At 71.6% G+C, this 25,841-nt stretch carries 23 protein-coding genes and 1 pseudogene; 9 read left to right on the forward strand and 15 right to left on the reverse strand.

All coding sequences use genetic code 11. The annotated features are described in order from the left end of the window. Positions 1-43 precede the first annotated feature (43 nt). Complete coding sequence (locus C1J01_RS07320) at positions 44-808, forward strand: methyltransferase domain-containing protein (RefSeq protein WP_111177377.1); 765 nt, start codon at positions 44-46, stop codon at positions 806-808. A gap of 7 nt (positions 809-815) precedes the next feature. Here the strand turns inward: C1J01_RS07320 and C1J01_RS07325 are convergent, their stop codons facing one another. Beyond that, positions 816-1,352, reverse strand: coding sequence for a helix-turn-helix domain-containing protein (locus C1J01_RS07325; RefSeq protein ID WP_111177379.1), 537 nt, complete (start codon positions 1,350-1,352; stop codon positions 816-818). A 100-nt stretch (positions 1,353-1,452) separates the two neighbouring features. Between C1J01_RS07325 and C1J01_RS07330 the strand changes: the two genes are divergently transcribed. Both C1J01_RS07330 and C1J01_RS07335 read left to right on the forward strand, forming a co-directional pair. Next, positions 1,453-2,586, forward strand: a complete 1,134-nt coding sequence (locus C1J01_RS07330; RefSeq protein ID WP_111177381.1) for an aminotransferase class V-fold PLP-dependent enzyme — start codon at positions 1,453-1,455, stop codon at positions 2,584-2,586. Between the two features lie 22 nt (positions 2,587-2,608). After that, entirely contained in the window at positions 2,609-3,988 is a 1,380-nt protein-coding gene (locus C1J01_RS07335; RefSeq protein ID WP_220039782.1) for an amino acid permease, read from the forward strand. Here the strand turns inward: C1J01_RS07335 and C1J01_RS07340 are convergent. The 7 genes and pseudogenes from C1J01_RS07340 to C1J01_RS07375 all read right to left on the reverse strand — a co-directional run bounded on the left by C1J01_RS07340 (position 3,978) and on the right by C1J01_RS07375 (position 10,908). Then, on the reverse strand, positions 3,978-5,552 hold the full coding sequence (locus C1J01_RS07340; RefSeq protein ID WP_235854301.1) for an alkaline phosphatase D family protein: 1,575 nt from the start codon (positions 5,550-5,552) through the stop codon (positions 3,978-3,980). The two genes, C1J01_RS07335 and C1J01_RS07340, sit on opposite strands and share 11 nt — an antisense overlap. A 122-nt stretch (positions 5,553-5,674) precedes the next feature. Next, positions 5,675-5,806, reverse strand: a pseudogene (locus C1J01_RS54255) (copper amine oxidase); the annotation flags it as partial. A gap of 238 nt (positions 5,807-6,044) precedes the next feature. Continuing rightward, the gene (locus C1J01_RS07350) at positions 6,045-6,878 is read right to left on the reverse strand and encodes a sulfite exporter TauE/SafE family protein (protein ID WP_438943100.1); all 834 of its coding nucleotides are present in this window, start codon (positions 6,876-6,878) and stop codon (positions 6,045-6,047) included. A gap of 40 nt (positions 6,879-6,918) precedes the next feature. Continuing rightward, complete coding sequence (locus C1J01_RS07355; protein ID WP_111177386.1) at positions 6,919-7,512, reverse strand: rhodanese-like domain-containing protein; 594 nt, start codon at positions 7,510-7,512, stop codon at positions 6,919-6,921. A gap of 49 nt (positions 7,513-7,561) precedes the next feature. Further along, complete coding sequence (locus C1J01_RS07360; protein ID WP_111177388.1) at positions 7,562-8,893, reverse strand: MBL fold metallo-hydrolase; 1,332 nt, start codon at positions 8,891-8,893, stop codon at positions 7,562-7,564. Positions 8,894-8,971: 78 nt separating this feature from the next. After that, positions 8,972-9,241, reverse strand: a complete 270-nt coding sequence (locus C1J01_RS07365) for a metal-sensitive transcriptional regulator (RefSeq protein WP_111177390.1) — start codon at positions 9,239-9,241, stop codon at positions 8,972-8,974. A 416-nt stretch (positions 9,242-9,657) separates the two neighbouring features. Next, positions 9,658-10,908 carry an MFS transporter gene (locus tag C1J01_RS07375; protein ID WP_111177392.1) on the reverse strand — a complete coding sequence of 417 codons (1,251 nt, stop codon included), beginning with the start codon at positions 10,906-10,908 and terminating at the stop codon, positions 9,658-9,660. Between the two features lie 559 nt (positions 10,909-11,467). Between C1J01_RS07375 and C1J01_RS07380 the strand changes: the two genes are divergently transcribed. The 5 genes from C1J01_RS07380 (at position 11,468) to C1J01_RS07400 (ending at position 16,946) form a co-directional block, all read left to right on the forward strand. Further along, the gene (locus C1J01_RS07380) at positions 11,468-12,277 is read left to right on the forward strand and encodes an SAM-dependent methyltransferase (protein ID WP_235854302.1); all 810 of its coding nucleotides are present in this window, start codon (positions 11,468-11,470) and stop codon (positions 12,275-12,277) included. A gap of 100 nt (positions 12,278-12,377) precedes the next feature. Continuing rightward, positions 12,378-12,788 (forward strand): ATP-binding protein, encoded by a 411-nt coding sequence (locus C1J01_RS07385; RefSeq protein ID WP_181448617.1) that lies wholly within the window; start codon positions 12,378-12,380, stop codon positions 12,786-12,788. A gap of 146 nt (positions 12,789-12,934) precedes the next feature. After that, a complete protein-coding gene (locus C1J01_RS07390) occupies positions 12,935-13,939 on the forward strand; it encodes a sodium:calcium antiporter (RefSeq protein ID WP_235854303.1) in 1,005 nt (334 codons plus the stop codon). Positions 13,940-14,023: 84 nt separating this feature from the next. Further along, a complete protein-coding gene (locus tag C1J01_RS07395) occupies positions 14,024-15,847 on the forward strand; it encodes an HAL/PAL/TAL family ammonia-lyase (protein WP_235854304.1) in 1,824 nt (607 codons plus the stop codon). 202 nt (positions 15,848-16,049) lie between these two features. Then, on the forward strand, positions 16,050-16,946 hold the full coding sequence (locus C1J01_RS07400; protein WP_146615486.1) for a hypothetical protein: 897 nt from the start codon (positions 16,050-16,052) through the stop codon (positions 16,944-16,946). Positions 16,947-17,296: 350 nt separating this feature from the next. On the opposite strand, the gene C1J01_RS07405 is transcribed toward C1J01_RS07400, so the two are convergent. The 4 genes from C1J01_RS07405 to C1J01_RS07420 form a co-directional block, all read right to left on the reverse strand. Then, complete coding sequence (locus C1J01_RS07405; protein ID WP_111177401.1) at positions 17,297-18,226, reverse strand: SDR family NAD(P)-dependent oxidoreductase; 930 nt, start codon at positions 18,224-18,226, stop codon at positions 17,297-17,299. An 18-nt stretch (positions 18,227-18,244) separates the two neighbouring features. Continuing rightward, positions 18,245-19,432 carry a PQQ-dependent sugar dehydrogenase gene (locus tag C1J01_RS07410; RefSeq protein WP_111177403.1) on the reverse strand — a complete coding sequence of 396 codons (1,188 nt, stop codon included), beginning with the start codon at positions 19,430-19,432 and terminating at the stop codon, positions 18,245-18,247. 63 nt (positions 19,433-19,495) lie between these two features. After that, on the reverse strand, positions 19,496-20,008 hold the full coding sequence (locus tag C1J01_RS07415; protein WP_111177405.1) for a DUF1097 domain-containing protein: 513 nt from the start codon (positions 20,006-20,008) through the stop codon (positions 19,496-19,498). Between the two features lie 31 nt (positions 20,009-20,039). Next, entirely contained in the window at positions 20,040-20,774 is a 735-nt protein-coding gene (locus C1J01_RS07420; protein ID WP_111177407.1) for an SDR family oxidoreductase, read from the reverse strand. Positions 20,775-20,894: 120 nt separating this feature from the next. Here C1J01_RS07420 and C1J01_RS07425 point away from each other — a divergent pair, with 120 nt between their 5' ends. After that, positions 20,895-21,590 (forward strand): TetR/AcrR family transcriptional regulator, encoded by a 696-nt coding sequence (locus C1J01_RS07425; RefSeq protein ID WP_111177409.1) that lies wholly within the window; start codon positions 20,895-20,897, stop codon positions 21,588-21,590. Positions 21,591-21,861: 271 nt separating this feature from the next. On the opposite strand, the gene C1J01_RS07430 is transcribed toward C1J01_RS07425, so the two are convergent. Genes C1J01_RS07430 through C1J01_RS07440 form a run of 3 tightly spaced genes read right to left on the reverse strand, consistent with a single transcriptional unit; the run spans position 21,862 to position 25,793 of the window. Then, positions 21,862-23,286 carry an L-fucose/L-arabinose isomerase family protein gene (locus tag C1J01_RS07430; protein WP_111177411.1) on the reverse strand — a complete coding sequence of 475 codons (1,425 nt, stop codon included), beginning with the start codon at positions 23,284-23,286 and terminating at the stop codon, positions 21,862-21,864. A gap of 16 nt (positions 23,287-23,302) precedes the next feature. Then, positions 23,303-24,199 (reverse strand): discoidin domain-containing protein, encoded by an 897-nt coding sequence (locus C1J01_RS07435; RefSeq protein WP_111177413.1) that lies wholly within the window; start codon positions 24,197-24,199, stop codon positions 23,303-23,305. 13 nt (positions 24,200-24,212) lie between these two features. Continuing rightward, positions 24,213-25,793 (reverse strand): alkaline phosphatase D family protein, encoded by a 1,581-nt coding sequence (locus C1J01_RS07440; RefSeq protein ID WP_111177415.1) that lies wholly within the window; start codon positions 25,791-25,793, stop codon positions 24,213-24,215. Between the last annotated feature and the right edge of the window lie 48 nt (positions 25,794-25,841).

Below are 25,841 nucleotides of genomic sequence, written 5' to 3' on the forward strand. Positions count from 1 at the left end.
CCAGAGTCCAGGCCCCCGAGCCCGGCTCCCCGAGGAGGAAAGCATGCCGGTCGACCGCGAGCGCAGCGTGGTGTTCGGAAGCGTCGCCGCGGAGTACGACTCCGCCCGCCCCGGCTACCCTGACCGGCTCGTCGCCGACGTGCTCGCCTACGCGCCGCCCGGCCCCGTGCTGGAGGTGGGCGCCGGCACCGGCAAGGCCACGGTGAGCTTCGCCGCCCTGCTGGCCACCACCGGCGCCGACCTCACCTGCGTCGAGCCCGACCCCCGCATGGCCGCCGTGCTGACCGCCAAGTGCCCGGACGTCCGCGTCGAGATCGGCATCTTCGAGCAGTACGTGCCCGACCGGCGCTTCGCCCTGCTCTACTCCGCCCAGGCCTGGCACTGGGTCGACCCCGACCGCCGCTGGGACCTCGCCCACGCGGCCCTGGCCCCCTCGGGCGCGGTCGCGGTCTTCTGGAACCAGTACGTCGTCACCGACCCCGCGCTGCGGGCCGAGCTCGCCGCCGTCGACCGGCGCTACCAGATCACCACCTCCAGCCTGCACCGCAGCACCGAGGTCCGCGCCCGCCAGGCCGATCACGAGCTGACCGGCGACCCGCGCTGGACCGACCTTGAGGAGCGCCACTACGAGCACACCGGCCGCTACGACGCCGGCCGCTACCTCGACTTGGTCCGGTCGATCTCGGCGTACCAGGTCCTGGACGCCGGCGTCCGTGAGGCGCTGCTGGATGAGATCGCCGCGCTGATCGGCGACGGCGTGGACATGACGTTCACCACCGACCTCGCGCTCGGCCGCCGGGCGGACTGAGCGCCGGTCAGTAGCTGGGCGGGGTGACGGTGACGAGGAAGCCCGCCGGCTCCTCGCCCGGGTTGCGGTAGAGGTGCGGCAGCGAGGAGTCGAAGGAGCAGCTGTCGCCCTCCTCCAGGAGATGCTCCGTGCCCGACACCTCCACCACGAGCCGCCCCCGCAGCACGAGCACGCACTCCTCCGACGGGTGCGACCAGGGCTCGGCGGCCGACGAGCCGCCGGGCAGCAGGCACCCCTCCAGCACCTCCAGCCGCCCGTGGCCGGGTGACACCCTGGTGTAGGAGATGCCGCCGGCCGGTGACCTGACGAGCATCCGCCCCTCCCGCCGGACCACGGCCACCGCGGCGGCGGCCGGCTCCTGGAAGAGGCTGAACAGCGGCAGGTCCAGCACCCTCGCGATCTTCCTGAGCGTCTCCAGGCTCGGGTCGGCCAGGTCACGCTCGACCTGGCTGATCAGCCCGCTCGACACACCGGCCGCGGCGGCGAGCTGGGCGAGGGTCAGCCCGCGCTCGGTACGCAGCTCACGGATCCTGGCGCCAATCACCCGCTGATCCTAGTTCACCCGCCGATAGGTGACTTCGTGAGGATCAATCCTATTAAAGATGTATTGACCTGGTTAAACAGCCACGGATAGGGTGCCCGAAATGTCAGAGATGTTGAACGCCAGTCAGTTCCGCGCCGAGTTCCCCTCCCTGGCCGACGCCGTCCACCTCGCGAGCTGCAGCCAGGGTGCGCTGTCGTCGCGGCTGGCGTACGCGCTGCAGGAGATCGGGCATTCGCTGCGGGAGCAGGGCGCGCCGTGGGGGCGGTGGATGGCCGAGGTCGGCCGGGCCAAGGAGCGCTTCGCCCGGCTCATCGGCGCGCGGCCGGACGAGGTGGCCGTGTTGTCGTGCGCGTCGGAGGCCGCCTACCAGGCCGCCTCGTCGCTCGACTGGTCGCGTCGTCCGGGCGTCGTCACCACCGATCTGGAGTTCCCGTCGATCGCGCACGTGTGGCTGGCCCAGGGCAGACGGGGCGCGAAGGTCACGGTGGCGGCCGACACCGGCGAGAACGTCGCGGCGGAGGCGTACGACGCCGTCATCGACGAGAGCGTCAACCTGGTGTCCGTGCCGCTGCACACCTACCGCAACGGCGCCCGCCTCCCGGTCGAGGACGTCGCGCGGATCGCGCACGCGCGGGGCGCACGGGTGTTCGTGGACGCCTACCAGGGCGCCGGCGTCGTCCCGATCGACGTCGACCGGCTGGGCTGCGACTACCTTGTGGCCGGGTCGCTGAAATACCTGCTCGGCCTGCCCGGCATCGCCTTCCTGTACGTACGCGGCGGCCTGGAGTCGCAGCGCGATCCCGAGCTGACCGGCTGGTTCGGCCGCACGGACCCGTTCGCGTTCGATCCGCGGCTGCTCGACTTCCCGGACGACGCGCGCCGGTTCGAGACCGGCACGCCGCCCGTCCCGTCGGCGTACGCGGCCAACGCGGGGCTCGACCTGATCGAGCGGGTGGACCTGCGCGACGTGCGAGCGCACGTGTCGGGGCTGGTCGAGGAACTCGCCGAACGGCTGACGGCCGACGGCGAGCGGGTGGCGAGCCCGGCCGGGGCGCGCGGCCCGCAGGTGGCGATCCTCGACGCCGACCCCGACCGGCTGGCGGCGCGGCTGGCCGAGCGCCGCATCTGGACGGCGCCGCGGGGCGACCTGCTGCGGCTGTCCTTCCACTACTACAACGACCGTTCCGACGTGGACGCGGTCGTCGACGCCATCCGCGCCTGCCGTAAGGCGTGATCATCCCCCCGAGAGGTCATCCGTGGACATCGACACCACCTCCGGCCTGCATCGCAGGCTGACCAGCCGGCAGCTCACCATGATCGGGCTGGGCGGCGCGATCGGCACCGGGCTCTTCCTCGGCTCCAGCCTGGCGATCTCGCAGGCGGGCCCGGCGACGATCCTCGCCTACGTCATCTGCGCGGGCGTCGCCCTGGTGATCGGCTGGTCGCTGGCCGAGATGGTGGTCGTCCACCCGGAGGCGGGCGCGTTCGGGGCGATCGCGCACCGGTACCTTGGACCGTGGGCCGGGTTCGTGGTGCGCTGGACGTACTGGACGATCCAGGTCATCGCGATCGGCGGCGAGGTGATCGCGGCGGGGATCTACGTGCAGTTCTGGTGGCCGTCGCTGCCGCTGTGGCTGCCGGTCATCGTCTTCTCGGCGGTCGTGCTGGCGGTGAACGCGGTCGCGGTCAAGCTGTTCGGCGAGGTCGAGTACTGGTTCGCGATGATCAAGGTGGTGGCGATCGTCGTGTTCATCCTGCTCGGCGTGCTGCTCATCACCGTCGGCCTGCCCGGCGCGGAGTCCACCGGCACCGCCAACCTCACCGCGCACGACGGCTTCCTGCCGAACGGCGTGAACGGGCTGTTCCTGGCCATGGTGTTCGTGCTGTTCAGCTACATCGGGACCGAGGCCGTCTCGGTGACCGCCGCCGAGTCGGAGAACCCGGTGCGCGACATCCCGCGCGCCGCCCGCCGCATGGTCACCCGGCTGGCGCTGTTCTACGTGCTGGCCATCTCGGTCGTGCTCACCGTGGTGCCGTGGACGACCACCGCCCAGGGCGGCGAGGTCACCGAGAGCCCGTTCGTGCGGGTGTTCGCGGCGGCCGGCATCCCGGCGGCGGCGACCGTCATGAACTTCGTCGTGCTGACCGCCGCGCTGTCCAGCGCCAACACGAACCTCTACCTGACCACCAGGATGTTGCACTCGCTGGCCGCCAACCGGTACGCGCCCGCCTGGACCGGCCGGCTCAGCGCCTCGGGCGTGCCGCGCAACGCGCTCGCGCTGTCGGCGCTCGGGCTGGCGCTGGCCGCGGGCGTCTCGGCGGCCAGCGAGAGCGAGGCGTACCTGGCGCTGTTCGGGGTGTCGGTGTTCGGGGCGCTGGTGGTGTGGTTCCTGATCCTGCTCACCCACCACGCCTTCCGGCGCTCCCGCGCGGCGCAGGGGCTGCCGGCGTCGCCGGTGCGGCTGTGGGGGGCGCCGGTGACGTCGTCCGTGGTGATGGTCTTCCTGGCGGCCGTGCTGGTCTCGACGCTGTTCATCGATTCGCTGCGGCCGGCGTGGTGGGCGGGCGTGCCGTTCTTCGTGATCCTCAGCGTGGCGTACGTCGTCGCGTCGCGCCGCGCGGCGGCTAGATCCTGATCGCGCCGGGGCGGCGGTCCTCGACGACGAACGAGGCGAACGTCGCCGCGGCGGCGTCGGGCCGGCTGACGGTCGGCACCATGCGCAGGTCGGTGCGCCACTGGTGCCGGTCCACCCGGCAGGTGACGTAGCCGCGGCGGTCGCCGTCGAAGAACTTGATGTGCGGGTTCCACTTGATCATCGGCCCGTAGTAGGGACCGTAGACCTCGTCGTCGCCGTTGGTGGTGATGGACGTGCCGACGAACTCCGTCGCCACGACCGGCGAGTCCGGCCGGTCGAAGTCCTGGTGGATGTCGTTGACGAAGGTCGAGTGCCAGTCGCCGGCGACCAGGATCGGGTTGCGAACCTTGGCGGAGACGAACGTGTCGGTGATCGCCCGGCGCGAGGCCGGGTAGCCGTCCCAGGCGTCGTGCCAGATGATGTCGCCGGTGGGGCCGTCGTGGTCGAGGCGCGCCATCATCACGCTCGTCGCGATCACGTTCCACCGGGCCTTCGACGCGCGCAGCCCGTCCAGCAACCAGCGCTCCTGGGCGGCGCCGAGCATGGTGCCCTTGGCCGGGTCGTCGCCGGCCGCGCACGCGGGCGCCTCGCCCCAGCCGCACGGCGGCGCGCTGCGGTACTGGCGGGTGTCCAGCAGGTCGATCTGCGCCAGCCGGCCCCAGTTCGTCCGGCCGTGGAGCTGCAGCGACCCGTCGGCTCGGGGCAGTGAGCGGCGGCGCACGGGCTGGTGCTCGTACCACGCCTTGTAGGCGGCGGCACGGTTGGCGTCGATCGGGCCGTACGCGCCGGCGTAGTCGTTGGCCACCTCGTGGTCGTCCCAGGTGACCAGCCAGGGGAAGCGGGCGTGGGTGCGCTGCAGGTCGGGGTCGGACTTGTACAGGGCGTACTGCATGCGCCAGCGGTCGAGGTCGCGGGGGCCGTCGCGGAGCACGTCGGGCGTGGGGACCTTGCGCAGGCCGCCGTCGGCGGGCACGCCGTACTCGTAGACGTAGTCGCCGAGGTGCACGACCAGGTCCAGGTCCTCTTCGGCCATGCTCCGGTACGCCGCGTAGTAGCCGTGCGTCCAGTCCTGGCAGGAGGCGAAGGCGAAGCTCAGCGCGCCGGGGCCTCCGTGCTCCGGGGGCGCCGTGCGAGTGCGGCCGACCTCGGAGACGTCGCCGCGGTAGCGGAAGCGGTAGTAGTAGTGCCGCTCCGGCTCCAGGCCGTCCACCTCGACGTGCACCGAGTGGGCGAGCTCGGGCAGCGCCGAGACGGTGCCCTGACGAACGACCTTGCGCATGTTCTCGTCCAGGCCGAGCTGCCAGTCGACCGGCACCGCGCTGGTCGGCATGCCGCCGTCGGGGCTGAACGGGTCCGGCGCGAGCCGGGTCCACAACACGACGCCGTCGGGCGTGGGGTCGCCGGAGGCGATGCCGAGGGTGAACGGGTAGGCGCCCCCGCGCAGGGCGGGGGCGGCGAGCGCGGTGCCTTCGAGCGGGACCTGGCTGAAGACGGCCAGGCCCGCGATGGCGCCGACGCCGCTGAGGAAGCCGCGGCGGCGCATGGGGTCGTTCGGGGAGATCACCCGGCCATCGCAGCGATCGCGGCCGACGATCAGATGTCGCCAGGGGGACGCCGACGTGACACTTCTCCTAAAGGTCATGCCACGCGCCTCCCGGGCCGGTCGGTGCGGTACGGGGTTGGGCGTCAGGTGTGGCAGTGGCCTTGCGGCGTACTCGTCGGGGCCAGGTCGACGGCGGGATCGCGGTCGAGGAAGCCTGCCGGCTCCAGCGTGAAGCCGGTGTACTCGACCGACATCACCCGGAAGTCCTCTGGCCGGCAGGAGTGTTCCCCGTCATTGTCGCCCTCTTGCTGACGTCCTGATGGTCAGCCGGGGTAACGGAGGCCGGGGGCAGGGCGAGAAGCGCAACGGGGAAATGACCAGAAAGGTCCGACAGGACCGGCGGGGTTCACGGTTGCCCAACCGCCGCAGGTCGCCCAGCAGCCGGGCGATGATCTCCGACCGGCGGGCGCATCCTGCGGGATCCACCCTTACATGGAGGGTCGTCACCAGCACTCACGTGATCTGCCGGCGTCTCCGCCTCAGCGCGATCGCGGCGGCCGCCGCCGCGATGCCGGCAGGCACGGCGCTCCAGGGACTGTGCAGCAGCGCGGGCGGCGCCTGCTGGACGAGGACGAAGACGCCCATGGCCAGGACGAACCACCCGAACGCCTTGCGCAGGCGATCAGCATCGAGGTGGCTTGCCAGAGCGCCGCCAATAAGCCCACCGGCCACCCCCGCCGCGGTCATCGGCAGTGCCAGTGACCAGTCGACAGGCACGCTGTGCAGGTATCCGGCCAGGCCGGCCAGGGACTTCATGGCGATGACGACCAGCGAGGTGCCCACCGCCACGCCCATCCGCAGGCCACCGAGCAGGACCAGCGCGGGAACCACGAGGAACCCGCCGCCCGCGCCGACCAGCCCGGTCACCAGGCCGACGACCAAGCCTTCGGCGATCACGTGCGGCACGGGCAGCTCGCGCCGCTGGGGCGGGACGGCCGGAATGCGGCGGTCACGGATCATAGCGACGGCGGTGGCGAGCATCATGGCCGCGAAGGCGGCCATGAGCAGCGCCTCGGGTAGGTACGGGCCGAGCAGCCCACCGCCGTACGCGCCCGCCATGCCGGCCACGCCGAAGACAAGACCGGTGCGCCAGCGGATGCGCCCGGCTCTCGCATGACCGATGGCACTGACGGCACTGGTGACGGCCACGATGAACAGCGACATGGCGACGGCCTGCTTGGCCGGCACGCCGGCAAGGTAGACCAGCACCGGAACGGTCAGGATGGACCCTCCGCCGCCGAACAGGCCGAGTGTCACACCGACCACGGCGGCGGCGGCGAGGGTCAAGGCGATCAATGATACCCCCTGGGGTATACAAAGGTCATGGTCAAGCCCTCGTACAGCAAGCACCCGAGCGGGATGCCCCCTGACGCAGGCGGGCGATGGCGGCCTCGGCGTTCACCCCGCCGGCGCGGTTGTAGGGCAGCTTGGACAACAGCATGCCCATGGCACAGGTATCAGTGAGCGCCGCCACCGTCAGGCCCGCCCCGATGAACGCGGCGATCAGCCCTGCGGGCGAGAACCAGAGGCCGGCCACGGCGGAAGCGAGCACGACGCCTCCCGCCACGAGCCGGACCTGCCGCTCGAGCGACCAACGCACCCTGCCGCGGTCGACCGGCGCGCCGGAGGCGATCCAAGCGTTCATGCCCCCGTCCAGGACCGCGACGTCGGCCAGGCCGGCGCCGGTCAGCGCCGACCTGGCGCGCTCGGCGCGGGCGCCGGACTGACAGATGAGCAGCATGCGCCCGCCGGCGTCGCTGACGATGCGTCGCAGGTAGGCGTCGACCTGGTCGAGTGGCAGGTTGATGGCGCCGTCGATGTGCGCGGACTCGAACTCGGCCGGGGTGCGCACATCCACGATGAGGACGTCGGGGTCGGCCGCGATCAGCGAGCGGGCGGAGGCGGCGTCTATTCGTGACACGAGAGTCTCTCCGATGTTGTCGGCATGTTCTGGGAACTCATGGACGAGATCAGGCGCGTTCGGGCTTCCCGAGGGCGGCGGCGACCTCGGGAACGCCCGCGCCGGTGAGCGCGATCGGCCGGTAGCCTTCTCGGGCCAGGAAGCCGGCGGCGATCGCGGCACGGCGGCCGGAGGCGCAGGCGACGAGGACCGGCCGGGCCTGGTCGAGTTCGCCGGGCACGCCGCCGGCGAACAGGTCGGGCAGGAAGCGCTCGACGGCGCCCTCCAGCCGCGTCTGCTCCCGCTCTTCGGGCATCCGGACGTCCAGCACCTGTGCGTCCGGCTGAGTCAGCCTTTCAACGAAGTCGTCGAGTCCGGCGAGCTCGTACGTCTGGCCGGCGTGCGGGCCGAGGTCGCGGACGACGCCCTGGACGGTGTCGATGCCGATCCGGGCGAGCTGAGTGACGGCCTCGGCGACGTCCTGGCCGGGCTCGGCGACCAGCGTGATCGGCTCGGCGTACGGCAGCAGCCAGCCCGCCCAGCTGCCGAAGTCATCGTCGAGCTCGATGCCGTACGAGCCGGGCAGCATGCCGAGGGCCTGCGTCCGCCGCGGCCGGATGTCGACGACGTGCGTGCCCGCCACCGGCTCGTCCACCTCGCGCACCCGGACGAGCGGCATGGGCGGTACCCCGAGGATGTTGGCCGGGCCCACATGCCGGTAGAAGGCCGGGATCGGCATCGGCTCGGCCAGCAGCCGATCGGCGAACTCCTCCGCATCGGCGAGGGCCAGCAGCGGGTTGGTTTTTAGCTCCTCCCCCACGGTCGAGGTGAGGCGGCCGACGCCGGCGACGGTGCAGAACGAGCCCTCACCGTGCGTCGGGTACAGGGCGACGGCGGGCGGCAGCGCTGCAAGGCGGCGCACCGAGAGATGCTGGAGGCGGGCCAGAGAGCGGGCGCGTTCGGGGCCCAGCAGGTCGGGACGCCCGGCCGAGGCGACCAGCAGGCTGCCGCCGGAGAACAGGGCCACCGGCTCGCCCTCGATGAACACCAGGTAGCTGGTGTGCTCGGGGGTGTGGCCCGGTGTGTGGAGCGGCCGGATGGTCAGGCCGCCGCTCCCGATCTCCTCCAGGTGGAAGGCGGGCGTGTGCCGGTAGGCGGCCGCCGCGGCGGCCGGCAGCACCAGCTCGGCGCCGCTGCGCAACGCGGCCTGCTCACCGCCGGAGACATAGTCGTTGTGCAGGTGGGTTTCCAGCACGAACCGCAGGTCCACGTCGTGTTGGGCGACGGCGTTCAAGAACCGGTCGATGTCGCGCTGAGGATCGACGAGGACGCCCTTGCCCTCGTGGGTCAACAGGTAGGTCTGGTCACCCAGGCCGTGGGTCCGGAATGACGTGACTTCCATGTCATTCTGCTCCTCTCTATACCCCGGGGGGTATCTTCAGGTCAAAAAAGACGGCCGCGGAGTCCACGGCCGCGGGTGTCAGGCCAGGGCGAGGAAGAGTTTCTCCAGCTCGGCCACGCTCATGGGAGGCTGGTCGCCGCGACTCTGGGCGTCCTGGCAGTGCCGCAGGCCGGTCGCGACAATCTTGAAGCCGGCGCGGTCGAGCGCCTTGGAGACGGCGGCGAGCTGGGTGAGCACCTTCGTGCAGTCTTCGCCCGCCTCGATCATCGCGATCACTCCGGCGAGTTGGCCATGCGCCCGCTTCAGCCGGGTCAGCGCGTCGCCCACCATGCTCTCGTTCATCTCCATGCCGAGACTATACCCCAGGGGGTATCTTACTTGGCAACTCCCGCACCCGCTTCCTTGGGCAAGAGCCGCGGCCGTCGCCCATGCCGCGACGACGGCGAGGCCGTCCAGCGCCATGGCCGGCCCATCCGGAGTCGCCGACCCGAGCGGCCCAGAGAATCCAGGCGTCCGGGACCTTCGCCGATGCCGAGCACGGACAGCAGCGCCCGTTCCGGTCTGCGCCGCAGGTTGGCCAGGGCGAATCGGAGGAGCCGGGAGAACGTGGATCCCGCGGGGCGGACGTCGTCGACGGGCCGGGGATCGTGGGGGATGACGGAGTCGTCTACGAGGTGTGTCATGACACCCCATCCGTTGGCGCGAACTGCCTCAGGATGGGGTGCGGCACGTTGCCCGCCGATGAGGGCGAGAATGAATCGTTGTTACAGCGCCTGTTTCCAGGCGGGCAGTTCCTCGACGTCGCGGATGCCGCGCAGGGCGGCGCGAAGGGGCAGCGGGGAGAGCAGGACGATCACGGCGGCCGCCCACAGCGTGGCGCGCGGTCCGGCCGTCTCCCCTAGGACTCCGCCGAGGACGGCTCCGACGGGGAAGAGGCCCATCATGAAGAAGCGCATGGTGGCGTTGACCCTGTTCAGCAGGTGCCCGGGGCACAGGCGCTGGCGCAGGGTGACGTTGGTGACCGCGTAGACGATCTGGCCGAGCTCACCGGCCGCGGCGCCGATCAGGAACACGATGATCCCCCACCCGGGCTGCGCCAGCGGTCCGAGCAGCGCGACGGGGCCGGTGACGGCCAGCGAGAGCCAGCTGATCCGTGCCGAGCCGAAGCGCCGGGCGAGGCGGGGCGTGAGGGCCGCGCCGATCATGACGGCGGCCGAGCCCGCGGCGAGCACGGCCCCGATCGCCGCGGGCGGCAGGCCGAGCGTGCGCACCATGAAGACGAAGCCGGCCGCCGAGGCGACGCCGAAGGAGAAGTTGCCGGCGGCGCTGGTCAGCAGGGTCGCGCGCAGCAGCCGGGTCCGCAGGACGAAGGCCAGGCCGCGGCGGATCTCCGTGCCGAGCCGTTCCCCCTGCGGCCGGGGAGGGACGGCCGGTTCGCGGGTTCTGATGGCCAGGAGTGACGCCGCCGACACGACGAACGCGGCGACCTGGATCAGCACCACGTTCGCGGCGCCGGCGAGGGTGACCGCCCAGCCGCCGATCCCCGGGCCGGCCAGCTGACCGCCGGCCCGGATGGTCTCCATGGCCGCGTTGCCGGCGAGCAGGCCGCCCTTGCCGACGACGGCGGGCAGGTAGCTCTGGTAGCCGACGTCGAAGAAGACGCGGGCGGCGCCGGTCAGCAGCGAGACGAGCACGAGGTGGGTGAGGGACGGCGCGCCGAGCAGGGCCGCCACGGGGATCGTGGCCAGGAGCGCCGCGCGTACGAGGTCGGCGGCGACGAGGACCGGGCGGCGGCGGCACCGGTCGAGCCAGGCGCCGGCGGGCAGGCCGATCAGCGCGAACGCGACCGTCCCCGACGCGGTGACGAGGCCGAGCTGCAGCGGGGAGGCATGCAGGGTCACGACGGCGAGCAGCGGGATGGCGACCGTGCTCACCTGCGCGCCGAGCTGGCTGGTGGTCTGGCCGAGAAGGAGCAGGCGGAAATCGCGCTGCCGGAACGTGGGGTCGCCGGGCATCGGTCCTCCAGAGAGCCGGTGGGGATGGACCCCCACCCGCGGCTCCGAAGGCGTCGCCAGGGGTGGGGGACGTTACCGGTCCCTGCGGGGCGGCGTCAAATCGAGGTGCAGTCACCGCCTGGAGATCACGTTCAAGCTGCTAGGAAGATCGCGAAATTCGCCACACCCATTCCGGCATTCAAGGATCGTGCCTGTTTGACACAGGGAACGAATCTGGAGTGACCTTGTCCCAATCCTCCCATCGGTACCAGCGACCGCCCCAGAACCCTGGCCGCCCCTGGAGAACGATCATTCGGGCGTCGCGGTGGCTCGTATCTCATGAGGAAACGCGCAGGTCAGGACGGTCACCAGCGCGTGGTGCGGCGCTCCCGGCGAGGGGCTGTGCGCGCATTCGGGTAACAAACATTTCCTGAAATAACCGGTCTATCGTATTGTCATTGACTGGAATTGTTGGAACATATGGTCAGAGTCATCGAGTGAGGTCCATAGATCGCTTCCAGGAGAAGACGGCGGCGAGGGGAAAGGGGCGACGCTCATGCACCAACGTGCTGTCCGAAACTTGGCCAAGCTCGATACGACGCAAGCCAGAATCACGCGGATTTTCGACGCGGCGGCCGGCGGGAAGAACAACTTCCTGGCGGACAGGGACACGGTGCGCCATTTCGACCAGGCGACCCCGGCCCTCACGAACGCGGCCCGCGCCGTGCTGGAGTTCCTGACCCGGATGATCCGCCACCTGGCCGCGGACGAGGGCGTCGACCAGTTCATGATCGTGGGCAGCGGCATCCCCGGCCTGCCGGACGGGCTCCTGCTGCACGACGTCGCGCGCCGCGCCGCCGCCGCCCGTGACCTGCGGGTGGTGTACGTGGAGAACAACCCGATGGTCGTGACCATGGCGCAGGCCACCGTGGAGCCCTTCACCGACCTGGTCCGCGTGGTCGACGGTGACGTGCGGGAGATCGACGAGATGCTCCACGACCACGTCGTGCAGACGTACCTCGACTGGGACCGGCCGGTGGCGATCCTGCTGTTGTCCGCGTACTGCCTCGACGAGGACGAGTACGCCCACTACGTCGTCAAGCGGCTGCGGCACACGGCGGCGCCCGGCAGCTTCCTCGGCCTGCTGCACACGACCTTCGACGGCGTGCCGGCCGAGCTCCTGCCGGCGATCCGCGACCTGCTCGCGATGACGCTGCCCCGCCTCGCCATCCGCTCGCGCGAGGAGGTCGAATCGCTGCTGGAGGGCCTCGACCTGGTGGAGCCCGGCCTGGTCTGGGTGCCGCGGTGGCGCCCTGACGGCTCCACCGTCGCCTGCGCCGCCGAACCGGCCGCCTCCGGCAACTACGGCGCCCTGGCCCGCATCCCCTGACTCGTACGCGCAACAATTGTGTCCGCGGCGGATTCCCAAGAGTGAACATCAGCGTTTATCGTGGTATTGGGAGCGCTCCCAACCGAGAGATGTGATGCTGATGGCCCTTCCCCCCGGGCCCCTGTCCGCCCCTCCGATCCACACGGTGGAGTGCCTGCTCCCGTCCGTCCCGGCCGCTGTCGGTGAGGCGCGCTCCCTGATCCGTGCGGAGCTCGTTCGCTGGGGACGCGGGCACGAGGCCGACGACTGCCTGGTCATCGTCAGCGAGCTGGCCACCAACGCCGTGCGGTACGGCGGTTCGGCGTACGCGCTGCGCCTGGAGGACCGCGGCGACCGCCTCTACGGCGAGGTCTTCGATCCGGGCGAGGGCGAGCCGCGGCCGCGCTCCCCCGACGTCGAGTCGCTTTCCGGGCGCGGCCTGCAGATCGTCGCCGCGCTCGCCGACGAGTGGGGTGTCACGGCGGCCAGGGGCGGCAAGGCGGTCTGGTTCTTCGTCGGCCGCACGGCGTAGATCGGTATTTGTCACTTCTTGGTGATGGTCACGGACTTCCGGGTACTGGGTCACCTCGGCCGCCCGTTCCGTGACGAACGGCCGGCGGGAAACGACGCTCACGCCGGTGGAGGACGGTTTTGCCGATCACGGGTCAGACGTGGCCGTTGGGCTTGGCCATCGCGGTCTTCGTGCTCGCTGCGGTGGTCACCATGGTGTGCACCGTGCGGCTGGTCGGTCTCGGGGACGCGCTGGCGGACCGTACGGGCTGGGGTGAGGCGCTGTTCGGCGCGGTGTTCTTCGGCGCCGCCACCTCGCTGTCGGGGATAGCCATGACGGCGGTGAGCGCGGCCGACGGGCAGGCGCAGCTCGCCTACAGCAACGCGGTCGGCGGGATCGCGGCCCAGACCGTGGCGATCGTGGCGGCGGACGTCGCCTACCGGCGCGCCAACCTCGAGCACGCCGCCGCCTCGGCGCAGAACCTGCTGTTCGGCTGGCTGCTGATCGTGCTGCTCAGCGTCGCGCTGCTGGCGTCGTTCAGCCCGGAGGTCACCGTGCTCGGCGTGCATCCGGCGTCGGTGATCATGGTCGCCGGGTACGCGGGCGGGCTGAAGATCATCCACGGCCGGCCGGAGATGTGGCGGGCCGTGACCACGCGCGAGATCAGGCCGGACAGGCCCTCCGACCACGGCGCGCTCGGCCGGCGCCGCGTCTGGCTGGTGTGGGCGGAGTTCGCGGCGGTGGCGCTGCTGGTCGTGGCGAGCGGCTGGGCGGTGGCCGAGGCGGCGCAGGACCTGGTGGTGCTGACCGGGCTGAGCGCCGGCGTGGTGGGCGCGATCTTCATGGGCGTGGTGAACGCGCTGCCCGAGTCGATCACCGCGGTGGCCGCCGTACGCAGGGGCGCCATGACGCTGGCCATCGCGGCGGTCATCGGGGGCAACAGCCTCGACGCGCTGAACCTGGTCGTGGGCGACATCGCCTTCCGCGGCGGATCCCTGTTCCACGCGGCGCAGCCCGATCAGCTCTTCCTCACCACGGCCGCGCTGCTCATGACCGCCGTGCTCCTGGGCGGCATGCTCGTCCGGCAGCGGCGCGAATGGGCGCGGGTGGGGTTCGAGGGCGTGCTGCTGCTCGTCATCTACGTCTCCACGGTGGTCATCCTGGCGTTCTGAGCGTTTACCTCTCCGAACCACCCTGCTGACCTGCGCCGGGGTATGACGAGGCCGCACGTCGTCGACGATCTCCAAGGTGACCGCATGAGTGTGTACAGAGGGCTGATCGGCTGCGCTCTGCTGATGGCCGGCGGAACCTCTCCCGCCCTCGCCGCCCCGGCCGGCGCGGCGGCGCGGCCGGTCTCGATCGCCGACTGCCGGGACCTGCGCGTCGACCCGCCGCGGCTCCCCGACGGCCCGGTGGTCTCGCTGCGCCTCGACGGCGGGAGCCTCACGGTCGAGGACGCCTTCGCGGTGCTGACCGCGCCGCGCCTGCGCGTGCGGCTCGACCCGCAGGCCGTACGGACGATGCGCCGCTATCGCGAGGACGCGGTGGCGCTGGTGACGCGGCAGGACCCGCCGCCGCCCCGCGTGTACGGGTGGAACCAGGCCCTCGGCCCGCTCAAGGACAGGCCGATCAGCGTCGAGGAGTCCGCGGAGTTCCAGCGGCGGATCCTCGCCTCTCACGGGGTGGCGACGGAGCCGGTGCTCGACGGGGCGATCACCCGGCTGGCCCTGGTGATCCGTGCCAACCAGATGGCGCGCGGCCACATGGGCGTCCGGCCCGAACTGCCCGCGAAACTCCTCGAGCTGGTGAACAAGGGCGTCACCCCCGTGCTGCCGCAGGTCGGCTCACTGGGCTCCGGAGACCTGCAGCCGATGGCGGTGGCCGGGCTGGTGGCCACCGGAGGCGCCGGGGCGTGCGCGAGCCTGCGGCGGCCTGGGCAGGCCACCAAGGTCGCCTCCGCCGCGGAGATTCTCCGCGAGGCGGGGATCGCGCCGCTGGAGCTGGAGATGGGCGAGGCGCTGCCGATCGTGAGCGGCAGCACGGTCGTCGCCGCCGGGCACGTGGCGGCGCTGCGCCGGGCCGAGGCGCAGGCCGACCACGCCGAGGGCGCGTTCGCCCTGTTCATGGAGGCCACCAGGGCCGAGGCCGGCTCGCTGGACCCGCGTACCCACGCCGAACGCGCGATCCCCGAGGAGGAGCAGGTCGCCGCGCGGCTGCGGGCCCTGGTGCGGGGCAGCGAGTTCATGACCGACCGCACCCGCGTCCGGTTCAACCCCGACGACACCGACCGGATCCAGGACGCGGTGTCGGTACGCGCGGCGCCGCACATCCTGGCCTCGCTCCGGCAGAACCTCGCCCACTCCCGGCGGGTCCTCCGCCAGGAGCTGAACGCCTCCACCTCCAACCCGCTGCTCTTCCGGGACGGCGACGGCCAGGTGGAGTTCGTGATGGGCGGCAACTGGGACGGGGCCGTCATGGGCCACAGCCTCGACGCGCTCAACGCCGGGCTCGCCGACGTGGGCGTGCTGTCGCAGGAGCTGTCGGCCCGGCTGCTGTCCAGCAGGTGGAATCACGGCCTGCCGGCCAACCTGGCCGGTGGGCCGGTGGGGCTCAACTCCGGCATGGTGCAACTCCAGACCGTCGCCACGGCGCTGATCCCGGAGATGCAGGTACGGACGTTCCCGTCGGGGACCTTGTCGCGGCCCGCCAAGGACGGCCAGGAGGACCACAACAGCATGGCGATGGCGTCCCTGCGCAACCTGCTGGCGAACCAGGACCGGCTCGACACCGTCCTGGCCGTGCAGTACCTGATGAGCGCCCAGGGCGTCGACCTGGTCGTCCGCGGCATCGACGACGGCGCTCCGCCACCCCGCCTCGGAACCGGCACCGCCCGCATCCACTCCGTCATCCGCTCCAGGATCACGGAGCTGGAGAACGACAGAAACCTCACCGGCGACCTGCACGAGATGATCGCCCTCGTCAACGACCGTCCCGGCAACCGCCTCCTGCAAGCCGTCCGCCACACCCCCACAGCACCCGACCAGCCACTCCCAGACCCTGTAACAATCCCAGCCCTCTGACCCCCGACCGAACGAAGCGGCCCCTCGCCGGCGTCATGACCGCTCCAAACCCCGGCCGGGCCGTGGTCGAGGACGGGGTTACCGCTGCTGAGGGTGGTCACGCTGCTGGCGAGCGCGGGTCTGGGTCCGTTGTTGCCGGTTCCTTGAGTGGGTGTCAGGGCGCTCTCGGTGCCGGCGGCACCGGTGGGCGGGAAGGATGAGGATGGATTCCACGCGTAACAAGCGCTGGTCGTCCCGGCGGGACGAAGCCCACGCGATGCGGATGGCCGTCGGTGATCTCGCCCGGGCCGCGGCCGGGGAGGGCTGGTCGGAGCTTGTCGTCCGCCGTGGCCAGGTGGGTGCGTACGCGCTGACGACCGTCACCTGCGATGGGCGGGAGATCGTTGTCGAGGGCATGGAGGAGCCGTTCCGGCGGATGCGGGAGGTGTCCTGTACGTCTGGGCACGGCACCTGGTTCACCTGCGAGCTGTGGTTCGCGCCCGGCGGCCGGGGCTACACCGGCCGGGTCGACGCCTCCGGGCCGCCGTTCGCGGAGGTGCCGCCCGTGGCGGCGCTGGCGGAGCTGACCGTGTTCCCCCGCCAGGAGGCGCCCGGCTGGCTGCTGGACGCGCTGCCGACCGCGCCGCCGCTCACGCTGCCCATGGGGGGCGACACACACGGCCAGTGGCTCCGTGGCTCTCACAACGATCAGCCACCGCCACCTCCGCCGTCGATCAGCGGCGACCTGTCCTACGTCCCGGCCACGGCCATGACCGCCCGCGGCTTCCAGCACAAGGAGAAGCGCCACCGGCACCTCGCCGTGCTGGTTCGGGACACCGACGCGCCCAAGGAGGCTCACTTCGCCGTCGCGTCGGCCGGCGAGGACTGCTGGATCATCCGCGACCGCATGCGCGCCACGGGCGAGGGCGTACGCTCTCTCGCCGTGGACGGCACGGTGCTGCGGCTCGAGCTGACCGCCGAGGCGGCCGACGCGCTGGAGACGGAGACGTGTTTCGAGGTGCTCCTCGACCTGCCGGCGGAGGAGATCGAACGGCTGCGTACCGTCCTGCCCGGCATACTCCGGTCCGCCGGCGACGCACCGGAGCTGATCGGATTCTGAGCGCACCGCTGACCGAGCGTGTCCGGCCGCGATGTGGCCGTCGCGAAGCTGCAGAGCGTTGTGCCCCGGAATCCGTAGAGACCGCGGAATCCGTAAAGGCCGCGGGCATGGTTCGAAAGCGGCGGGAGCCTGGTCGCGGCCGTTGAGGTGGCACACCACCCATCCAGGAAGCGGGTGTCGAAGGCCCAGCAGGAGACAGCACCGCGCCGGCTCCCCTAACGCGACCGGCGAACCGAAGAGCCCCTGAACCAGGGATCCCTGTTCAGGGGCTTCTCAGGGGAGGTGGGGCGCAGCTGAGCGTTCGGTACGTGCGTCCGCGCCTGTCGGTTATAGGCGCTGGTGACCGGCCCTCAGGAGTTCGGCGAGCCGGTGACGGGCAGGTCTGCGGTGTGCCGTTGCCGCGGGGTTAGCAATTCGCCGAACCCCATGCGGTGGACGAAGTTCTCGCGCGTGCGGCGAGCGACGTCGTTGACCGCCTCGACGCCGGCCTGCGTGTAGTCGATGACGGTGCGGAAGGGCTTGCCGCCGTGCGGGAGGGCGAGGATACGGGTGATCTCGTCGGCGACTCCGACGGGGCTCGGGTCGACTCCGGGCACGAAGAGCGCGGAGGTCGCCTCCTCGTTGCGTGCGACCAGCGGGTCGAGCTCGGCGTAGGCGGCCGAGACGGCTGCGTCGGCGGCTCGGGTGGCGTTCGGGAAATGCTGGGTGCCCTTGGTGATCGCGCCCGGCATGACGATGCAGGTCTCGATGCCGAACGGGTTCGCCTCGTACGCCGTGGCCACCGCCAGGGTGTCGAAGGCCGCCTTGGACGCCGCGTACGGGCCGAGGAAGGGCGGCGTGGTGACGATGATGGTGCTGCCGACGTACAGCAGGGTGCCGCCGCCGCGGCCGCGCAGGTGAGGCAGGACCGCCCGGTTCACCCGGTGCGCGCCGATGACGTTGACGTCGAGGAGGTGGGCGATGTCCTCGGCGGTGAACGCCTCGGTGTATCCGACGTAGAGGTGTCCCGCGTTCTGTATCACGACGTCGAGGTCGCCGCCGTCCCGCAGGACGGTGGCGACGGCCGCGTCGGCCGATTCCTGCGAGGTGACGTCGAGCGGGACGACGCGCAGTGTCCCGCCGTGTTGTGCGGCGAAGTCGAGCAGTTCCTGGCGATGCACGTCGTCCCGCCCGTAGGGGTCGCGCATGCTGGCCCACACGGTGTGCCCGGCGCGGGTGAGTGCCTGGGCGGTGAGGTGGCCGATGCCGGTGGCGGCGCCGGTGATGAGGACGGTGGACATGGCGGTTCTCCGTTCGGGTCAGGAGGTGGCGGGGACGAGTTCGACGCGCAGGATCCGGTCGTCGCCGGGGCGGGCGTCGGTGCCGCCCCAGGTGGCTCTGTCGGTGTTGGAGGTCGTGATCCACAAGGAGCCGTCGGGTGCCGGCTCGACCGTGCGGATCCGTCCGTAGCGCTCGGTGAAGTAGGCGACGGGGTCGCCGTCCGCCCGGGGTCCGTCGACGGGCAGGCGCCAGAGCCGCTGCCCGCCGAGCGCGCCCATCCAGACGGCCCCGCCCGCGACGGCGATGCCGGACGGCGAGGCGTCGTCGGGGTGGATGGTGAACAGCGGGCGTTCGCCGTGCGAGCCCTCTTGTCCTTCGGACTCGGGCCAGCCGTAGTCGCGTCCGGGGCGCAGCACGTTCAGCTCGTCCCAGGTGCGGTGGCCGAGCTCGGAGGCGTAGGCGGTGCCGTCGGGGCCGAACGCGATGCCCTGCACGTTGCGATGGCCGCTGGAGTAGATGACGGTCCCCGAGGGGTTGTCCGGCGGCACGGATCCGTCGGGGCGGATCCGCAGGATCTTGCCGTTCAGTGACGCGTCGTCGGCCGCGTTCTCGGGTGAGAAGGCGTCGCCGGTGCCGATCCAGAGGTTGCCGTCGGGCCCGAAGCGCAGGCGTCCGCCGTGATGGCGGTCGGCGGTTTCGATGCCCTCGAGGATCACCCGCTCCTGGCGCAGGGAGCGCAGGTCGTGGGCGAGGCGCAGTGCCACGACGCGGTTGGTGGGCGAGGCCGACACATAGGCGTAGACGGTGCGGTCGCTGTCGAAGGACGGTGAGGCGGCCAGGCCGAGGAGGCCGCCCTCGGAGGTCACCTCGACGCCGGGAACCGTGCCGATCGGCTCGGGATCGCGGCCCTGCCGGATGCGCAGGATCTGTCCCGTCGACCGCTCGGACACCAGGGCGGAGCGGTCCGGGAGGAACGTCAGGCCCCAGGGCATGGTCAGGCCGCCGGCGATCTCGGTGACCTCTCCGGGGACCAGGCCGTGCGTGACCTGGGCTGTGCTGTTCTGTGGCGCGCGGGGCTCGGATGTGCTGTTGCGCGACGGGCCGGACTCCGGCGTGCCGTCCTGTGACGCGCTGGACTCCGGGGTGGCGCAACCGGGCAGGACCAGGACGCTGACGAGAGCGGCGACCGCGCCGAGGCCGCGGCCGGTGCGTGGGATGAGGAGCATGGCTTATCTGTCCTTAGGGTTGGTCGGGCGAGCGGGGACGGCGCGCCGCCCCCGCTCGGGCCGTCACGTGGCGAACCGGTGCTGCAGCCGCTGGCAGGCGAAGCCGGCGAAGGCGCCCAGGGCGCTACCGGCGATCAGGGTGAGCAGTCCGGGGAGCGTGTGCTCGGGTTCCGCGGCGAAGAAGGTGACCATGCCGAGGAACCAGGCCAGCATGTTGTTGAGCACGGGCGTCGTGCGCAGGCCGACCACGACCGTGGCCAGGACGAAGACCGCGAGCGGCAGGGCCACGGCGCCCGCGATGGGCGTGGTGAGCCCGACGATGGTGTGGCCGAGCACGGCGAGCACCATGCCGAGCCAGAGGCAGATGACGGCGTGGATGCCGAGACGGGTGGAGGTGGGCCGGGTGAACCACGCCACCCAGCCGGCGAACATGACCCACGCCTCCAGGCCCAGGGCTGTGCTGCTGTAGGCGGCCACGGCCGCCACCACGGCCGCGATGGCGGTGAAGGCCGCGAACGGTCCGGCGGCGGGCCGAGCCACGGTGGTGGCCGGCGTGGTGCTGGTACGCGTCTCCATGAGAGTCCCTCCTAGATGGTCGAGTGCGGGGTCAGGCGGCGCCGCCGTTGGCGAACACGACCTGGCCGTTGACCCACCGGCCGGGCCCGGCCAGGAAGGCGACGACCTCGGCGATGTCCTGCGGGGTGCCGAGCCGGTTCATCGGGTTCATGGCGGCGATCCGGTCGATGTCCTGCTGTGTCTTGCCGTCGAAGAACAGCTCCGTGGCCGTCGGGCCCGGCGCCACCGCGTTGACCGTGACGTCGCGGCCGCCCAGTTCCTTGGCCAGGATGGGGACGAGGGCCTCCACCGCCCCCTTCGTCGCGGCGTAGGCGCCGAAGGTCGGGAAGCGCAGGCGGGTGATGCTGGTGGAGAAGGCGACGATGGCGCCACCGGGCCGGATGCGGCGGGCGGCCTCCTTCGCCATGACGAACGTGCCCCGCACGTTGGTGCGCAGTTGCCGGTCCAGCTCGGCCAGGTCCAGCTCGCGGGTCGGCTGCAGCGCCATCACACCGGCCGCGTTGATCACGACGTCGACGGGGCCGAGGCGCCGCTCCACGGTGTCGAAGGCGGCGGTGACCGCGGCCTCGTCGGCGACATCGGCCTGCAGCGCGATCCCGCGGGCGCCGGCCGCCTCGATCTCGCCGACGGCGGCGTCCGCCTCTTTGTCGTTGGACGCGTAGACGACGGCGACGTCCTGACCTGCGGCGGCGAGCCTCGAGGCGACGGCGCGGCCGATACCCCGCGAACCTCCGGTCACGATGGCGATGCGTGATGCGGTACTCATGTACACTCCCCCTTGCGGCAGGTGCTAACGATTGCCAGTTAACACTGTCATCGATCCGATAACAAGAGCCTGTTAGCAGAAGAGTTATCGACTACGTCGAAGCCCTGTTAGCATCGATACATGTCCAGCAAGAACAAGCGGGAGATGATCCTCGACGTCGCGGCGGAGCTGCTGGCGCGCGAGGGAAGGGACGCCGTCTCGACCAGGGCGGTCTGCAAGGCCGCCGGCGTGCAGGCGCCGATCCTGTACCGGCTGTTCGGTGACAAGCAGGGTCTGCTGGACGCCGTGGCCAGTCGAGGGCTCATGACGTACCTCGCCCAGAAGCGCGGCATGACACCGAGCGGCGACCCCGTGGAGGACCTGCGGCGCGGCTGGGATCTGCACGTCGGGTTCGGTCTCGCCGAGCCCACGCTGTATTCGCTGATCTACGGGAGCCCGCGAGCAGGCGCCGAGCCCGACGGCGCGAAGCAGGCCGCCGAGATCCTCGCCACGCTGGTGCACCGTGTCGCCCTGGCCGGTCGGCTCCGCGTCCCGGAGGAGCGGGCGGCGCGCGTGATCCACTCGGCCGGCCGTGGCACCACGCTGGCCTTGATCGCCACGCCGGAGGCGGAGCGTGACATGGACGCCGCCCGGATCGTCCGCGAAGCGGTCATCCAGGCGATCACCGAGCCCGTCACTGCCGACGCCACGCGGACCGGGCACGACGTCGTGGCCGGCGCCATCACCCTGAGGGCCGCCCTCGCGGACCTGAAGGTCCTCACCCCTTCCGAGAGCCAGTTGCTGGGCGACTGGCTCGACCGGATCATCGACGGCTAGGCGCAGGCATCAAGGGAGAAGCCTCCGATGTGGTGCAGATGTCGAATCCGCACCGCACGGAGGCTTCTTGTCCTGCCGTAACGCCCGGCCGACCGTTCATGGCCGTTGATCGCCTGCTCACCGGGCGGCGGGTCGGGCATGTGGCGCCGAGCCGGGCCTCTTCCGGCCCACAACCGGGGTCGAGGATTGGCCGGCGGTCTCGTCAGGCTCGGCCTTCCGACCGAGCCGATCGCCTGCGTACCGGAAGAACCGGCGTGGCCCCGGGGCAGGGTCAGGGCTGGACGAGGGTGAGGTCGGCGCCGAGGAGGTCGGCGGTGGCTTGGAGGTCGGCGGCGCGGTGGCCGGTGCCGAGGGCCCAGTGGTGGGAGATGCCGGTGGCGCTCCAGGCGTCGGTCCACTCCCCCGGGTCGCAGCCGAAGTCCACCCGCGACGTGGTGTTGCCGATCTGGAGATGGGGGCCGTCCACGACCTCGCCCTCCGAGACAACGAAGCCGTAGCGGCCGTCGCGCGCCTGCCGCAGCCCGAACACGGTGACGGGCCCGTGCTTGACGTCGAACTCCACCGACACGCCCCACCCGCGTTTGCCGTGGTAGACGCCGAGGCCGCGCAGCAGCGGCCTGCGCGCGCTGATGGCCAGGTGGGCGGGGCCGTCGTGGCCCATCTCCACGTGGCCGCGGTGGAAGTCGAGCGCCTGGAACTCGGTGAACGAACCGCCCGCGCCCAGCCGGTCCATGATCAGCATGGCGAGGCTGGTGCGCAACTCGTACTCGCCGGCGGCCGGGATGCCGCGCGCGGTGAGCAGGGACGCGCCGAGGATCATGCCCGCGCCGAGCCGTTCGTGGATCTCGCCGTCCAGGCCGCGGTGGTAGTACGCGAGGCTGTCCAGCTCGAAGTCCTCGACCAGCCGGTCCAGGCCGACCGACACGCGGGCCGCCCACTCCAGGTCGTCCTCGTCGACCGAGTCGGCCAGCTCGAAGACATCGCGGGCCAGCTTGACCCGCTCGGCGGCCTCGTCGCCGGTGACCTTCTCGACGCGTACCCGCAGGTCGTCGAACTCCAGCACCTCCACGTGGCCGCCGAAGTTGGCGCTGACGAGGGTGAGGTCGGTGGCGACGTCCATCATGCCCGGGTAGAGGTGGCCCAGGAGGCCGTGCCGGCCGCGGCGCAGCGCGGCGCGCACGCCCGCCGCCCGCACCCAGCGGCCGATCTTCGTCCACGCCCGCTCGTCCTCCAGGTACCCCGACACCGAGCGGAACGCGATGCCGAGCCGGGTGAAGGCGTTGGCCATCTCCGGCAGTGGGCACGCCCCGCAGTAGGCGAGCCACTGGCCGGTGTCGAACGTGGCGTGGTCCATCGACTCGGTCGGCTGCAGGTTGATCAGCAGCATGGGCGCGCCGCTGCGCTGCGCGATGGGCGCGAGCATGGTGGCCGTCATGTACGTGGTCAGGAAGCCGACGATGAGGTCGCAGCCCGCCTCCCGCAGCTTCTCCGCGGCCTGGGCCCCCTCCTGGGCGTCGGAGATGAACCCGACGTCCACGATCTCCGCGTCGAACTCGCGCATCCGCTCCGACACGCGCGCGGCCGAGCGCTGGAGCTGCGGCAGCAGGTCGGGGAACTGCGGCCAGTACGCCCCCAGGCCCCCGGCGACCAGCCCCACCTTGACGCGGGGCGGCGTGATGCGAGTGAACGTGCTCATGACGAACCTCCTTCGGTCAGCGGACCTCGACCTCGATGATGCGGGTGTAGTCGTTGGCGCCGTTCGAGGCCAGCGCCACGACGCGGACGGCGTCCGCGGTGACGGGCGCGAACTCCGAGCGGGCCTCGCCCGCGGTGTTGCCGCGCACCTGGGCGACGGTCTGCCACTGGCCGCCCACCTGCGCCTGGACGTCCCAGTCGCGCAGCCCGTACGTGCCGGCCGGGTAGCGCTCGGTGTCGAGCGTGTACAGGTCCACCCGCGAGATCTGCTTGGCGCCGCCGAGCGTGATCGCCACGGTGTCGGGCCAGGCGCGGCCGGTGGCGTCGTTCCAGCCGTTGCCGCCGGCCCAGCCGTTGGAGGAACGGTCGCCGTCGACGACGCTGCACGGCGGGTAGTTGGCGCCGGCGTGCTGGGAGGAGGCGGTGACCGGGCGGCGCAGCGCGAGGTTGCCGCCGTTCTCGAGCTCGTCCACGGTGACGACCTCGACCGGCACGGACAGGGTCTGGGCGGGGGTGCGCAGGCGCAGGCCGTACTCACCCTGCTCGGTGCCCGGCGGGACGGCGACCAGCAGCTTCGCGCGGACCTCGTGGCCGGGCGGCAGGTAGCTGGTCAGCATCGTGCGCGAGGCGGTGAGCGGTGCGTCGATCTCGACGTTCATGGTGGCGAAGCCGGCCTTCTCGGCGTCGCTGCGCATCCCGATGTCGATCTTGGCGGGGCAGGCGGGGTCGACGCCGAGCGGCGCGACGAGGCGCTCGGCGCCCGCGACCGGGATGAGCTTGCCGGTGCCCCGGGAGGAGCCCGGCTTGACCTTGACCGACACCGAGGACGGCGGCTCGGGGTCCGGGGCCCAGGCGGCGGCGGTGGTGAGCGTGGCGACGGCGGCGACGGCCAGCGCGGCGGTGAGGGTACGCATGATCGCTCCTTCCTCAGAGCACGTTGACGCCGGGGGCGCCGTCGAGGGTGACCAGGCTGGCCCTGGTGGAGATGGGGGCGCCGGGCCGGTTCACGTAGGGGACGACCTTGAAGTCGGAGCGCCACCGGTCGCGGGTGACCTCGCAGGAGACGTAGCCGCGCTCGTAGCTGGAGAACCTCAGGTGCGGGTTGAGGGGGTCGGCGCCGCCGGGCGGGATGCCCTGGTTCGGGTTGCCGTTGCCGCCGCTGCTGATGGACGTGCAGACGAGCTCCACGCCGACGGTCCGGGAGGACGGGTCGTCGAAGTTCTCCTTCAGGTCGCCCGCCATGTTGCAGTGGATGTCGCCGGTCAGCACCACGGGGTTGCTCACCTCGCGGTCGATCATGCCCTGGAGCAGGCGGTCCTTGGCGGCCTTGTAGCCGTCCCACAGGTCCATGCTGAGCTGCTGCTCGGGGCCGGGCGCGAAGTCGAGCTGCATCATGGCGATCTGCTGGGCCAGCACGTTCCACCTGGCGCGGGAGGCGCCGAGGCCGTCGAGCAGCCACTTCTCCTGCTCGGCGCCGAGCATCTGGCGGGCCGGGTCGAGGCGGTCGTCGCAGCCGATCTGCTGGCCGTCGCCGCAGAGCTGGTCGTCCCGGTACTGGCGGGTGTCGAGCACGTTGAACTCGGCCAGGTCGCCGAAGGTGAACCGGCGATAGATCCGCGCGTCCGGCCCCTCGGGCGCGGGCACCCGGATGGGCATGTTCTCCCAGTACGCACGGAAGGCGTTGGCCCGGATGACCAGGAAGTCCTCCTCGGTGACCTCGCCGCCGGGGCCGTAGGGGCCGGCCCAGTTGTCGAGCACCTCGTGGTCGTCCCAGGTGACGATCCACGGCGCCCGGTGGTGGGCGGCCTGCAGGTCGGGGTCGCTCTTGTAGAGGCCGTACTGGATGCGGAAGCGGTCGAGGGTGTCGCACTGCACCCGGAACTGCTCGGGAACAGGGGTGTTGCGGTTGCCGCCCATCGGCAGGATGCCGAACTCGTAGAGGTAGTCGCCGAGGTGGAAGACCACGTCGGGCTCCTCCTCGGCGAGGTGGCGGTAGGCGGTGTAGTAGCCGTCCTGCCAGGCCGCGCACGAGGCGAACGCGAGCCGCATCGACTCGGGGCTGCTGCCGGCGGCGGGTGCGGTCTTGGTGCGGCCGGTGGGGCTGAGTTCGCCGCCGGCGCGGAACCGGTAGAAGTACTCGCGGCCGGCCTCCAACCCCTTGGCGTCCACGTGCACGGAGTGGCCGTACTCAGGATGGGCCCAGGTGGTGCCGCGCCGGGCGCGCCGGGTGAACGTCTCGTCCTCGGCGATCTCCCACTCGACCTTGATCTTGCCGAACGGGAGCCCCCCGAGCGGCTCCAGGGGGTCGGTCGCGAGGCGCGTCCAGAGGATGACCCGGTCGGAGAGCGGGTCGCCGGAGGCCACGCCGAGCCGGAAGGGGTAGTCGCCCTTCACGGCCGCACGTGCGGTCCAGGGGTCGGCCAGGTTGGTGGTGAAGGCTGTGGTGAAGGTTACGGCCAGTGCGGAGCCGCCGAGCCCGAGGAACGTACGTCGCGAGGGACGGTCCATGCCTGCTTCCTAAGGTGGGGGGCGAAAGCCCTCACTTTGTAGCAAGCA

The organism is Nonomuraea aridisoli (assembly GCF_003236395.1).
Classification (GTDB): domain Bacteria; phylum Actinomycetota; class Actinomycetes; order Streptosporangiales; family Streptosporangiaceae; genus Nonomuraea; species Nonomuraea aridisoli.

Bases quoted from the DNA above. Each gene is read 5' to 3' on its own strand.
- C1J01_RS07320 (WP_111177377.1), top strand. From the start codon at position 44: ATGCCGGTCGACCGCGAGCGCAGCGTGGTGTTCGGAAGCGTCGCCGCG.
- C1J01_RS07330 (WP_111177381.1), top strand. From the start codon at position 1,453: ATGTCAGAGATGTTGAACGCCAGTCAGTTCCGCGCCGAGTTCCCCTCC.
- C1J01_RS07360 (WP_111177388.1), bottom strand. From the start codon at position 8,893: ATGGAAGTCACGTCATTCCGGACCCACGGCCTGGGTGACCAGACCTAC.
- C1J01_RS07365 (WP_111177390.1), bottom strand. From the start codon at position 9,241: ATGGAGATGAACGAGAGCATGGTGGGCGACGCGCTGACCCGGCTGAAG.
- C1J01_RS07375 (WP_111177392.1), bottom strand. From the start codon at position 10,908: ATGCCCGGCGACCCCACGTTCCGGCAGCGCGATTTCCGCCTGCTCCTT.
- C1J01_RS07385 (WP_181448617.1), top strand. From the start codon at position 12,378: ATGGCCCTTCCCCCCGGGCCCCTGTCCGCCCCTCCGATCCACACGGTG.
- C1J01_RS07395 (WP_235854304.1), top strand. From the start codon at position 14,024: ATGAGTGTGTACAGAGGGCTGATCGGCTGCGCTCTGCTGATGGCCGGC.
- C1J01_RS07400 (WP_146615486.1), top strand. From the start codon at position 16,050: ATGGATTCCACGCGTAACAAGCGCTGGTCGTCCCGGCGGGACGAAGCC.
- C1J01_RS07405 (WP_111177401.1), bottom strand. From the start codon at position 18,226: ATGTCCACCGTCCTCATCACCGGCGCCGCCACCGGCATCGGCCACCTC.
- C1J01_RS07410 (WP_111177403.1), bottom strand. From the start codon at position 19,432: ATGCTCCTCATCCCACGCACCGGCCGCGGCCTCGGCGCGGTCGCCGCT.
- C1J01_RS07415 (WP_111177405.1), bottom strand. From the start codon at position 20,008: ATGGAGACGCGTACCAGCACCACGCCGGCCACCACCGTGGCTCGGCCC.
- C1J01_RS07420 (WP_111177407.1), bottom strand. From the start codon at position 20,774: ATGAGTACCGCATCACGCATCGCCATCGTGACCGGAGGTTCGCGGGGT.
- C1J01_RS07425 (WP_111177409.1), top strand. From the start codon at position 20,895: ATGTCCAGCAAGAACAAGCGGGAGATGATCCTCGACGTCGCGGCGGAG.
- C1J01_RS07430 (WP_111177411.1), bottom strand. From the start codon at position 23,286: ATGAGCACGTTCACTCGCATCACGCCGCCCCGCGTCAAGGTGGGGCTG.
- C1J01_RS07435 (WP_111177413.1), bottom strand. From the start codon at position 24,199: ATGCGTACCCTCACCGCCGCGCTGGCCGTCGCCGCCGTCGCCACGCTC.
- C1J01_RS07440 (WP_111177415.1), bottom strand. From the start codon at position 25,793: ATGGACCGTCCCTCGCGACGTACGTTCCTCGGGCTCGGCGGCTCCGCA.